We start from the raw sequence: 11,780 nt of genomic DNA, 5'->3' as shown, positions 1-11,780 counted from the left end.
GAAACTATAAATAAGTAATAAAAAATGACGAGCTAGCCCGTCATTTTTTATTATTTAACTGAGAGTATTGTAACAACTACGCCCAGCCTACTTCTTTACAACTTGTTACCTAAATAAGACTTCTTCTTTATTAAACCATTTAACACAAAATGCTAATAGTGCACCGGCAACAATCACGGTCGCTAAAAAGATTAGTCCAAGTAACGTGTAATCAATCGTACCTTTGATAATTTCTTTAATCGCTAAAGCCACATTAGTAACCGGAATAAATGCAGTTTTAGCTGTTAGCTCAACATTCGGTAATAAAGCAACAATGATAGGAAATATCACCCCCATGCTCAGTGGTGTCATATAATTTTGTGCTTCTTTAAAACTACGCGCATAAATCGATATTGCTAACGCAAGAGAAGAAAAAATCGCCGCTACGGGTAATAAAATAATAAAAATGAGTGCCAGATCTAATACGCGTAATGAACTAAATGCTGTTTTTATAACATCCAAATCAATGAAAGAAATCGCGATACTGATCCATACGCCCATACTCAACACGGTTATCGTTGTGGTGGCGATTGACGCTGCAAGTAAAGTAATAAATTTACCTAATACAAGTTGCGTACGGGTGATTGGTGTCAGTAATAACGTTTCTAATGTGCCGCGTTCTTTCTCACCTGCACCTAAATCAATTGCTGGGTATGTTGCTCCCATCAATACTAATGGGATCAGTAAGTAAGGAATAAAGCCGCCTATTTTCTCACCTAAATTTTCTCGTTTATCAGCGGTATCAACTTTTACAACTTTGATTGGATCAATAATCGCACTTTGTTGCTCAACTGAAACACCATAACTCAATAGTTTTTCAGCTCTTAGCTTATTACCAAATTCTTTAGCAAGCTCTTTTACTCTGTCGAATAAAAAGTTAATCGCTTTGGCATCGTTATAAACCACTTGCCACTGGCTCTGTTTTGCGTCATCAAGGTTTTGTTTGGCATCTGCGGGTAAGAAAATACCCATATCAATGGTGCCAGCTTTAACGGCCTCAGTAAGCTCTGCAACTGTATTAAAGGTGTGTTCACCTTTGTATAATTGAAAACTTTTATGGTAAAAAACTTTATCTGTGAATGATTGCGCATATTCGCCATTGATAATGGCATAGGTATGAACTTTTTGTTCGGCTTCAAGTGTTGCTTGAGAACTAATAAATGCCATCACCGCAAATAATAATGGAAAGATAGCAACTGGCAATGCGACAATAAAAATGAGTGTTTTTTTATCACGTAATAGCTCTTTTAATTCCTTTTTAAATACTTCAAACATTATTTTTCTCCGTCAAAATATTCATAAACGCTTGATTTAGTTCGTCGCTTTTACCCACTTTTTTAAATTCGTCAAGACTGCCGTCAAAACAACTGATACCTTCGTTGATCACCGCAACGCGGTCACACAGTAGCGCTACTTCATCTAAATGATGGGTTGAAAATATAACAGGAGTCCCTTGCGCTTTAAGCCGTTTGATAAACTCGATCACCGTTTGAGTGGTCATTATGTCTAATCCAGTGGTCGGCTCATCAAGTACTACGACTGCCGGGTGGTGCACAACTGCGCGGGCTATATTGGCTTTTTGTTTCATACCCGTTGATAAATTATCAGCACGTTTATCAATAAAGCTATGCATGTCGAGTAAATCAAATAACTCTTCACACCGTGACCTAATCGCGTCTTTACTCATACCGTGCAGTTTTGCAAAATATTCGATATTTTCTTTTACCGTTAAACGGCCATATAAACCGGTACTGCCAGATAGAAAACCAATAGACTTACGACCAAATAGTGGTTTTTTTATGATGTCTTCACCAGCAATAATTATTTGCCCTTCATCGGGTTTTAACGCTGTCGAGATCATTCTTAGCGTGGTGGTTTTTCCTGCACCATTAGGGCCGAGTAAGCCCAGCACTTCGCCTTTATTACAATGAAAGCTGACATCTCGCACCGAATGAAAATAATCTTTATCTTCACGGGGATCTATTTTATCGACTTTGTTTTTTTTATGGTCTTTAGTTAGCTTAAATTTCTTTTTAAGCCCCGTAACTTCTATCATGTTCGTGTCCTTCGTTTTGGTCTAAAGTAATCTGTATTACTATAAAACTCGGGGTTATTATTATCATACCAGCCTGGTACGCCTAGCAGTGGTAATGGTGAGAGCTGGCTATTGTCCCTTAAACAGTTATCGACGCTAATCATCTCATAAAGGGTTTGATCAATATACTGATACTGCTGGGCTAAATCTTTACAAAATATGTCACTCGGTACTTTTACAAATAATGCTTTACCTGTCAGACCAATATACGGCTTTGTTAGCATTTCATAATTAGCGTGGCCGAACATAAATGGCGCAATGGTTTTCCCCCACAACGCTCTTTGCTCAATAAATGCCTGCTGCCATTGATGATTTTTAAGTAACGCAGGCCAAACATCATCACTTACAGCAAGTACAACCCCACATTCATCAAACAAGGTTAAGGCATTGCGGTGTTTTGAGCGTACTTTAGTGCCGTGAAGTGTGATCTCTTCAACATGGCGTTGATTGATTAATGCTTTAGTTTTAGGAAATAAACACCAGATAAGTCCACCAAATAAGTCATGCCAATTTTGTTGTCGCGTTGGTACTTTACCGGTATCAAAAATGATTTGCTCATAATAGCGCTCTTCCTCACTAAAGCAGGCGTCATCAACAAAGCGAATTGTTTGCTGATTTGCATTTTTAGCATCTAAAAATGATGAAAACCACGCACATTGCGGCCAGTCGGATAAACCATTTAAAGAAAACAGTGTATTTAAATGGCTAAATGCACCATTTTCTAAACTGGGGCTATGCCATTGTTCGTAAGGGGTAAAACGCTTCATGAGTATCTTTAGCTTTACAATTATTATGGTTGGAGTTTACCGCAAAAACTGGTTCTCTTTAATAGAAGTTCTTATACTGAGCTCACTTAAAACAAAAAAAGAGCGACTATGAAACGTTATTTTTCTCTGACACTCCTTGCAACTGCGGTACTTGCAGGATGTGCAACAACAAGTCTCACCTCTGATGATGTTAGCAAAGGGTATTATTCAATCAATGCCCAACAACTCGCAGAGCATGTCAAAGTGCTTGCCTCCGATGAATTTGGAGGCCGCGCTCCATCTTCAAAAGGTGAAGAACTCACACTAGCTTACCTTACTGAAGAATTTAAAAAACTAGGTTATCAACCAGGTAATGGCGACAGCTTCTTACAAGAAGTTCCGTTGGTGTCTCTTGAAGCAGATCCAAACATGGTGTTAACTATCGGCGGCAAAGATTACCAGTATAAAAAAGACATGGTAATGGGCAGCAGTCGCATTAGCGAACGCCAAAGTATTAAAGACTCTGAACTGGTATTTGTTGGTTATGGTGTTAATGCCCCAGAATATAATTGGAATGATTACGCAGGTTTAGATGTTAAGGGTAAAACTGTGGTGATCTTAGTCAACGACCCTGGTTTTGCCACTAAAGATCCTGCTTTGTTTACCGGTGATGCCATGACTTACTATGGCCGTTGGACTTACAAATACGAAGAAGCCAGCCGTCAAGGTGCTGCTGGGGCTATCATCGTTCATGAAACTGCACCGGCCTCCTACCCTTGGTCTGTGGTTGAAAACTCATGGAGCGGCGAGCAGTTTGGTTTTCAAAAAGAAAACAATAATATGGACAGAGTCGCTGTTGAAGGTTGGGTAACCACAGAGGTTGCTAACGAGCTTTTCACTAAAGCAGGTTTAGATTTTGCCAGTGCGAAAGCCAATGCAGCAAAAGGCGCTTATCATGTTGATATGGGCGATTTAACAGCGTCTGTTGCGGTTAAAAACACCATCAAAAAATCAATTTCATATAACTTCATTGCGACTTTACCCGGTAGTGAAAAACCAGATGAGCATATTATATACTCAGCACACTGGGATCACTTAGGTACTGATAAAAACCGTAAAGGCGACCAAATCTACAATGGAGCACATGATAACGCGACAGGCACTGCAGGCTTAATTGAAGTAGCTGAAGCGTTTGCAAGCTTACCAAAGCACCCTAGCCGCTCAATGACTTTTTTGGCAGTGACAGCTGAAGAGCAAGGTTTATTAGGATCTAAGTATTATGCTGCACACCCAGTGATAGCAGCAAATAAGACAGTCGCTAATATTAATATGGATAGCTTGAACTTGTTAGGCAAAGTAAAAGATATCAGCGTGGTTGGTATTGGTAAATCAGAAATGGACTCGCTATTAGCACAGGCAGCTAATGCACAAGGACGCACTGTCTCGGGCGATCCTAAACCATCTTCAGGCGGGTACTATCGCTCTGATCATTTTGCTTTCGCCAACATGGGTATTCCAGCGATGTATGCTGGTGGTGGCAGTGAAGCACTTGACGAAGATACGGCTAATTATCGTAAACGAATGAGCTTAGTGCTACGTGGTTGTTACCATCAACCATGTGACAGATACCGTGACGAATGGGATCTATCGGGAGCTGTACAAGACTTACAACTGTTTTATCAAGTAGGTTTTGACATTTCTGAGCAACCACAATGGCCAAAATGGAATGCGAACTCAGAATTCCAAAGAAAATAATACAAATGATATTGATTTTCATTTAATTTAAATCTAAAGTGCAACTTAGATAGTTTTTAGGTTGCACTTATGTTTTCACTTTCACTGCCCAAAATTAGTTTTCCAGCGTCCACACATTTTATTACCAGTAATAAACGGCTGATATTACCGCTATTGTTGTTGTGTTGTTTAGCTTATGCTCCTTTGCGAGCAATGACATTGACGGCAATGAGTGATGCGTTTTTTCAAGTTAGTATATTTGTTGCCGCCACTTTATTTATCTATTACTACGCCATCGATCGGTTGCCTCACTTAGAGCTTGGCTATTTAAGTCAAAAATCACCCTTGTTAGAAATTAGTTTTGCTTCATTACTCGGTGCTTTACCTGGCTGCGGAGGCGCCATCATAGTAGTGACACAATTTACCAAAGGACAAGCGAGCTTTGGCTCTATCGTTGCTGTATTAACAGCGACCATGGGTGATGCTGCATTTTTACTATTAGCAACTAAGCCGCTCGAAGGCTTACTTATTATGATTATTGGCCTGAGCGTTGGTATTATCAGCGGCTCCTTAGTCAATGCATTTCATAAGCAAGATTATCTTCGCCCAGCAAAAAATGATTATGCTGATGAGTGCTTAAATCAGCCTAGTAAGGCAATTATAGTCAGTAAATCAATTTGGCAAATTATTATGATGCCCAGTCTTATTGTGGCAATAATGATTGCTTTCAATACTGACTTTTCAGCCTTTGACGCTCTACTTGCTGAATCAATAACCTTATTTGGCGCTATTATGGCGCTATTGGCTGTTACCACTTGGGCGCTGTCGTCTAAAGGTCAAAGCTATCAACAAGTAACTTCAGAAGAAGAAACTATAACGCCCCCTTCAAAGCTATATAAAGTTTTGCAAGACACCCACTTTGTCACCGCATGGGTAGTTGCCTCGTTTATGCTATTTGAGTTATTAGTAACATTTGCCGGTGTGGATTTAAAAGCCTGGTTTACTCACTATGCATACTTAGCGCCTTTAATTGCCGTTTTGATTGGTTTTTTACCTGGCTGTGGACCACAAATAGTGGTAACTACATTATATATTCAAGGCATCATTCCCTTTAGTGCCTTAGCTGCGAATGCAATATCAAATGACGGCGATGCCCTTTTCCCTGCAATCGCAATGGCACCACGTGCCGCATTTGTGGCAACAATATATTCGGCAATTCCCGCTTTACTCGTTGGCTATGGCTTATATTTATTTGAGGTGTAAGTCACTGATATAAAAAAGCTCAGCGACTGCTGAGCTTTTCATTATACCAATCGTGTTAAGTTACTGACCATTTATAGCGACAGATAAATACAGTGATAACAAGGCATAAATTTTGACATGTAGTTGTTCTACTTGAAAAATTATAACGCAGTTAGCGCTTTATTTAGCTCGCTAGAATGGTTAAATATTTAAGTCAATTGGTATTATTCATTATTTAATTAAACAGTAGCGGATTCTAGAGCAACTTCTTTTGGATTTGGGCCATGATCGTTCTCCCCTTCTTGCGAATTTTGTGCATAGAAAACAATTAAAACAATCCAACCGATTACTGGTACTAACCAAAGTAACTGCCACCAACCTGAACGATTCGTATCATGAAGACGACGAGCACCAGCACTTAGACCTGGGATCAATAGCGCGAGGCTATAGATAGTGCCAATAAACATTGTACCTAATAAGCTATCAACTGCATTACATACAATTGAGAAAATCGTATTAAATAATACGAACATCCAGTAAGCTTTACGACGGCTACGACCTGAAAAATCCGCGTAGCTGCGCAACGCATTCATATAATGTTCCATTGTATTTCCTTAGTGTTATTTTTTATATTCCCTAATAGGGCCTTTATTACTTTTCAGTAACCCTTGTATATTAATTAAAAACAACTATTTGTAAAAGAAAAACCAGCATTAAGCTGGTTTTAAAATAGGTAATATTTTAAAAGTAATTAAAAAGTATTAACTCATTGCCATCATCATTTTGGCTGGGTTTTCTAAATACGATTTCCACAAGTTATTGAATCGCGCTATCGTAGCGCCATCAATCACTCGGTGATCGCCTGACCAACTAACTTGCATAATTGCAGCAGACACCACTTGCCCTTTGGCATCAAAACGCGGTAGATGTTGTAATTTACCCAATGCCACAATCGCCACTTCTGGTTTGTTGATAATTGGCGTCGCAACTGTTCCGCCAATCGCGCCAATATTAGAAATGCTAATTGTGCCGCCTTTGAGATCGTCAGGGCTAACACGTCCTTCACGGGCAGCATCCGTCAATCGCGTTACTTCATTGGCTACATCAACAATACTCTTTGTTTGACATTGTTTGATATTTGGCACTAACAAACCAATTTTAGAGTCAACTGCCATACCGATATTGTGATCATCAAAGTAGCTAAGCTCAGTGCATTCATCATTTATTTTCGAGTTTAATACCGGAAATTCTTTCATAGCCAGCGATAAGGCCTTGATGAAAAATGGCATCATTGTCAATTTAACGCCTTGTTGCTTATATTGCTCTTTTAAATCACTGCGCAAAGCAATCAAAGTTGTTAAATCAATCTCATCACAAAATGTAAAATGTGGGATCGTCGTTACCGAAGCAACCATTTGTTTAGCCATTGCTGCTTTGATGCCTTTAATTGGCTCAATGCGCATGCCGCCAGTGTCGCTAGCTGTGGTTTTCGTAACGTCAGGCTTCGTTTGCAGTGGTGATGTATCAATACTATTTGGCACTTCCCCTTTCACAAACTGTTCAATGTCCTCTTTGTAAATACGGCCATTCTTACCACTGCCTGGGACTGTGGTTAGATCAACATCAAGTTCACGTGCTTTGCGTCTTACTGCCGGTGATGCGACCGCCTTTTTATTAATTACAGGGGCTGTCACTGACTTTTCAACTACTGCTGGTTTTTGCTCTACCGCTTTGGTTTGTGCTTTCACTAATGCATCATTGATATCGACAACGTTTGCTTGAGTGCCTGCAATCGACATTTGAAAAAGTGGACTGTGTACTTGTGCAACATCCCCTTTAGCATAATAAAGTTTTACCACTGTGCCGGTATATTTAGCTGGAATTTGTACGAGTGCTTTATCTGTCATTACATCACAAACGGCTTGGTCTTCTTCTATCAAATCGCCTTCGCTGACTAACCACTCAACAATTTCACACTCAACAATTCCTTCACCAATATCGGGAAGGATAAAATCCTCAACGACTTCAGAGTGAGTATTTGTTTGCGTGTGCTCTATTACGCTGGTTGTTTCTGGTTGAGTATGATCGGCTGTAGTCTCACCAGCTACATCCATTGCAAACAGCGGGGCATGCACTAAAGCAATATCCCCTTTAGCATAATAGAGCTTACTGATCACACCATCATGAACCGCAGGAATTTGCACCAGTGCTTTGTCTGTCATTACATCACAAATCGGTTGATCTTCAGCTACGGTGTCGCCTTCGGCTACTAACCATTCAACAACTTCACATTCAACGATGCCTTCACCGATATCCGGTAAAATAAAATCTTTTGCCATGATGACTCCTAAAATTCGACCGATTGCTTGATTGCTGCGAGCACTTTCAACGCATCAGGTACATATTCTTTTTCAAGCGCTAATGGATACGGAGTATCTAAGCCGCAAACACGTAAGATAGGTGATTCTAAATGCAAAAAACATTCTTGTTGGATTGTCGCCGCAATTTCTGCACCAAAACCATTAGTGATTGGTGCTTCATGGCTAACAATAAGTCGCCCTGTTTTTGTCACTGAGTTAACAATCGTTTCCATATCCCATGGTAAAATACTGCGTAGATCAATCACTTCACAACTAATACCCTGCTCACTTGCACGTTTTGCAGCATCTTCGATGATTTCCATCTGTGCGCCCCAAGCAAGTAGTGTTACATCCGTACCTTCACTAACTATTTCAGCTTTACCAAGTTCAATGCTGTAATCTTGTTCAGGAACTTCACCCGTCGATGCACGATATAAACGTTTAGGCTCAAAGAAAATAACTGGATTATCATCTTTAATTGCAGCACGTAATAAGCCCTTTGCTTGGTAAGGGTTGCGAGGGACAACAATCTTAAGTCCCGGGGTATGTGCAAAATAAGCTTCAGGTGATTGCGAATGATATAAACCACCGGCAATACCACCACCGTAAGGAGTACGGATAGTCAGGTTGCCAACATTAAACTCGTTACCGCTACGATAACGAAATTTAGCAGACTCATTTACTATTTGGTCAAAGGCTGGAAAGATATAATCGGCAAATTGAATTTCAGCAAGTGCTGGTGCGCCAAACGCTGCTAAGCCATTAGCAAAACCCATGATCCCTTGTTCGGTTAATGGTGTATTAAATACACGGTGCTGACCATATTTCTCTTGTAGTCCAGACGTTGCGCGAAATACGCCGCCAAAATAGCCAACATCTTCACCAAAGATACACGCTTGCGGATGTTCAGCCATGGTTATATCAAGGGCTGAATTAATCGCATGTAACATATTCATTTTAGCCATTACTTAATTCTCCCTGCAGTCACTGGGTAAGCATCGGGGTGTTGCTTGATATGCGTTTTCAATTGCTCGTATTGACGTTGCAAAGAAGGGATCGGTGTATCATATACATCCGACACCAACTCTTCTAACGCCGGTTTTGAAATCACTTCAGCGCGTTTTAATGCGGCTAGGATATCTTCACGAATTTGCTCTTTGGCTTTATTGTCTTCTTCTTCATTAAGCCAGTTTTGCTTAATTAACCATTTGCGAAAACGTTCGATTGGACAAGATTGATAATTTGCTTCTTCGTCTTTTGAACGATAGCCACTAGGATCATCTGATGTAGAATGCGCGCCAAGGCGATATGCAATCGATTCAATTAAAATCGGCTCACCTGTTTTAGTGGCAAGTTCACGGGCTTTTTTAGTTGCGGCATAAACAGCAAGTGCATCAGCACCATCAACACGAATCGTTTTAATACCGTAACCTACGCCACGAGAAGCGATGCCGTCGCCCTTAAATTGCTCATCCGCAGGAGTTGAAATCGCATAGCCGTTATTGCGAGCAAAAAATATAACCGGTGACTTATGCACTGCGGCCATATTTAAACCAGCATGGAAGTCTCCTTCTGAAGCAGCTCCTTCGCCAAAGTAGCAGATAGTTATGTTATCTATCGTTGAGCTTAGTTCACCTGATTTTGCATCTATGTGTTTAATTTTCTGGCCGTACGCGTAACCTGTTGCTTGCGGTATTTGAGTGCCTAGCGGCGATGAGATAGTCATGTAATTAAGTGCACTTGAACCGTAGTGAATTGGCATTTGGCGACCTTTACCTAAATCCAACTCATTTGAAAACATTTGATTCATAAACTGATCAAGTGTGAAGCCACGATAATGAAGTGCAGCCTGCTCACGGTATTGCGCCATGATCATATCGTCTTGATCAAGTGCCGCAGCAGACGCTGTCACTGCCGCCTCTTCGCCTAAACATTGCATGTAAAAGCTTACCCGGCCTTGGCGTTGAGCAGCTTGCATACGCTCATCAAGTGCACGAATAAAACGCATTGTTTCATATAACCGCAGCGCAGTACTTTCATCAATATCGGGGGCTGTTGCACCGTCGTGGATATCGCCATCCTCGTTTAAAATACTCAAGGTCGGAATATTTAAGGCATGACCGTCAATAAATGAGAGATCATGACTAATATTCAGCGATACGTTATTTGGATTGCTCATAACCTACCTTCTTTTGTTGTCGTAAACAGTACAAGTCAGTTGTTATTATTGGCTGTGCTCTGCAGGATAAACTTTGCAGAAACTGTACTGTATTTAAATTAAAGCTGCTAACACTTTACGTTAACGTAAAGTGTTATTCAACTAATCATAGACGAAACAAAGTTAATTGGCGACAGTGGCATTGGAAAGTTAACTATACAAAAGCATAAAGTATATACAATCATATAGTTAATGATTTGAGCTGACCTGCAAAGCAACAAATTAAATAATATTATCAGTCAGTTGTAATGGTATTACCGTTAATAATGCACGTTGTCCAAGGGCAACATCGGCATTAGGAAATATAATTGCTTCGCCTTCAACATCTGCGTAATAACAGGTCTGACCATCCGTTGCGAGTAAATCACCTTTGCTAAACCCGGTAAAATTCTCGGCATCATCCGAAAAAGGAAACGAAAAATCGTGTTCAGTGCGATTGATTGATCGGTGCACAGCAAATAACTCAAAGTCACTTGCATCAAATTCTTTATATATCACTTCTTTTTGGCTAATTAATGCGATTAGGGTCGCTTTGGTTTTCGCAAAACGACTCATATCATTTTCACCAAACGGTTTTACTTGACCAAGTTCAACGGTAAATGAATCTGCACCATGAACAAAAGAAGAATAGTAACTAAAAGTGGTGGCTGGTGATTTCATCATTAGCACCGTATTTACTCCACAGCTTAATAAAAACTGTAGTTGCGACTTTTTCCACGGTTTACCATGTAAAAAGGGATACACAGCAAATTTATCATTTTTTGAACCACGAATAGCAGTATGCAAATCGTAATGACAGCGCTCTCGCTGCTGACCGCCGCGTTGATAAAAGTCACTAACATATTGTTCAAGCTTGGCCGCTCGTGTGCGCTCATTATTCATCTTTACACCTTCGACAGTGTGATGACCATTAAATAAACGGTTTAGATTTTCTTCTACAAAACGCTTATCAATATTAATTGATTGCGGGTTACCAAAAATAAACAGTACACGCTGTGCTAGTTGTAAATCGCCTAAGATAATACGCTTAATTAATTCATCGCAAATTTCAATAGGTGCTGTTTCATTACCATGGATCGCACTTGAAAGTACCACATCGATTGTAGTTGCGCATTTTGGTTGAAACTCTATAACGCCAGTGTCATGAATAGTTACAGTGGTACCATTACTTAAAGTAAAAGCACTCGGTGCTAAGTGCCATTCATTATTACGGCTGAGAGTTAAAAAATCGCCTTGCTGTTGTAATTCGTTTAAATACTCTGAGTTGGCTGTCATAATCCAAATGCCTTCATATTATTATGCAAATGAGAAACAAAAACGGCTGAATAAATCAGCCGTTATAAAAT

10 protein-coding genes are annotated in these 11,780 nt (G+C 40.0%); 2 read left to right on the top strand and 8 right to left on the bottom strand.

Going from position 1 to position 11,780, the window contains the following annotated elements:
- Window positions 1-105: 105 nt before the first annotated feature.
- From H5162_RS02840 to H5162_RS02830, 3 genes are read right to left on the bottom strand one after another with little or no spacing between them, the layout of a single operon-like run.
- On the bottom strand, window positions 106-1,314 hold the full coding sequence (locus H5162_RS02840; protein WP_182734739.1) for an ABC transporter permease: 1,209 nt from the start codon (window positions 1,312-1,314) through the stop codon (window positions 106-108).
- A complete protein-coding gene (locus tag H5162_RS02835; protein ID WP_182734741.1) occupies window positions 1,307-2,095 on the bottom strand; it encodes an ATP-binding cassette domain-containing protein in 789 nt (262 codons plus the stop codon). The genes H5162_RS02840 and H5162_RS02835 overlap by 8 nt, the downstream gene beginning before the upstream one ends.
- Window positions 2,092-2,901, bottom strand: coding sequence for a DUF3025 domain-containing protein (locus H5162_RS02830; protein ID WP_145233905.1), 810 nt, complete (start codon window positions 2,899-2,901; stop codon window positions 2,092-2,094). Before H5162_RS02830 ends, H5162_RS02835 begins: the two co-directional genes overlap by 4 nt.
- A 108-nt stretch (window positions 2,902-3,009) precedes the next feature.
- Here H5162_RS02830 and H5162_RS02825 point away from each other — a divergent pair, with 108 nt between their 5' ends.
- The gene (locus H5162_RS02825; RefSeq protein ID WP_182734743.1) at window positions 3,010-4,635 is read left to right on the top strand and encodes a M28 family metallopeptidase; all 1,626 of its coding nucleotides are present in this window, start codon (window positions 3,010-3,012) and stop codon (window positions 4,633-4,635) included.
- A 69-nt stretch (window positions 4,636-4,704) separates the two neighbouring features.
- Complete coding sequence (locus H5162_RS02820) at window positions 4,705-5,877, top strand: putative manganese transporter (RefSeq protein WP_182777583.1); 1,173 nt, start codon at window positions 4,705-4,707, stop codon at window positions 5,875-5,877.
- Between the two features lie 218 nt (window positions 5,878-6,095).
- Here the strand turns inward: H5162_RS02820 and H5162_RS02815 are convergent, their stop codons facing one another.
- From H5162_RS02815 to astE, 5 genes are all read right to left on the bottom strand, one after another.
- A complete protein-coding gene (locus tag H5162_RS02815) occupies window positions 6,096-6,461 on the bottom strand; it encodes a DUF805 domain-containing protein (protein WP_182730938.1) in 366 nt (121 codons plus the stop codon).
- A gap of 156 nt (window positions 6,462-6,617) precedes the next feature.
- On the bottom strand, window positions 6,618-8,195 hold the full coding sequence (locus H5162_RS02810; RefSeq protein ID WP_149981084.1) for a dihydrolipoyllysine-residue acetyltransferase: 1,578 nt from the start codon (window positions 8,193-8,195) through the stop codon (window positions 6,618-6,620).
- An 8-nt stretch (window positions 8,196-8,203) separates the two neighbouring features.
- Complete coding sequence (locus tag H5162_RS02805) at window positions 8,204-9,181, bottom strand: alpha-ketoacid dehydrogenase subunit beta (RefSeq protein WP_145233893.1); 978 nt, start codon at window positions 9,179-9,181, stop codon at window positions 8,204-8,206.
- Window positions 9,181-10,395, bottom strand: coding sequence for a thiamine pyrophosphate-dependent dehydrogenase E1 component subunit alpha (locus H5162_RS02800; RefSeq protein WP_182777581.1), 1,215 nt, complete (start codon window positions 10,393-10,395; stop codon window positions 9,181-9,183). The genes H5162_RS02805 and H5162_RS02800 overlap by 1 nt, the downstream gene beginning before the upstream one ends.
- A gap of 261 nt (window positions 10,396-10,656) precedes the next feature.
- Window positions 10,657-11,709: a succinylglutamate desuccinylase gene (gene astE / locus H5162_RS02795; protein ID WP_145233889.1), complete on the bottom strand. Its 1,053-nt coding sequence runs from the start codon at window positions 11,707-11,709 to the stop codon at window positions 10,657-10,659.
- Window positions 11,710-11,780 lie beyond the last annotated feature (71 nt).

The organism is Pseudoalteromonas sp. SR41-8 (genome assembly GCF_014163915.1).
Classification (GTDB): domain Bacteria; phylum Pseudomonadota; class Gammaproteobacteria; order Enterobacterales; family Alteromonadaceae; genus Pseudoalteromonas; species Pseudoalteromonas rhizosphaerae.
This window is presented reverse-complemented; position numbering and strand designations above follow the sequence as displayed.

What these genes read in the sequence shown, in the direction of transcription:
- H5162_RS02840 (WP_182734739.1), bottom strand. Translation starts at nt 1,314, where the DNA reads ATGTTTGAAGTATTTAAAAAGGAATTAAAAGAGCTATTACGTGATAAA.
- H5162_RS02825 (WP_182734743.1), top strand. Translation starts at nt 3,010, where the DNA reads ATGAAACGTTATTTTTCTCTGACACTCCTTGCAACTGCGGTACTTGCA.
- H5162_RS02815 (WP_182730938.1), bottom strand. Translation starts at nt 6,461, where the DNA reads ATGGAACATTATATGAATGCGTTGCGCAGCTACGCGGATTTTTCAGGT.
- H5162_RS02810 (WP_149981084.1), bottom strand. Translation starts at nt 8,195, where the DNA reads ATGGCAAAAGATTTTATTTTACCGGATATCGGTGAAGGCATCGTTGAA.
- astE (WP_145233889.1), bottom strand. Translation starts at nt 11,709, where the DNA reads ATGACAGCCAACTCAGAGTATTTAAACGAATTACAACAGCAAGGCGAT.
- H5162_RS02835 (WP_182734741.1), bottom strand. Translation starts at nt 2,095, where the DNA reads ATGATAGAAGTTACGGGGCTTAAAAAGAAATTTAAGCTAACTAAAGAC.
- H5162_RS02805 (WP_145233893.1), bottom strand. Translation starts at nt 9,181, where the DNA reads ATGGCTAAAATGAATATGTTACATGCGATTAATTCAGCCCTTGATATA.
- H5162_RS02800 (WP_182777581.1), bottom strand. Translation starts at nt 10,395, where the DNA reads ATGAGCAATCCAAATAACGTATCGCTGAATATTAGTCATGATCTCTCA.
- H5162_RS02820 (WP_182777583.1), top strand. Translation starts at nt 4,705, where the DNA reads ATGTTTTCACTTTCACTGCCCAAAATTAGTTTTCCAGCGTCCACACAT.
- H5162_RS02830 (WP_145233905.1), bottom strand. Translation starts at nt 2,901, where the DNA reads ATGAAGCGTTTTACCCCTTACGAACAATGGCATAGCCCCAGTTTAGAA.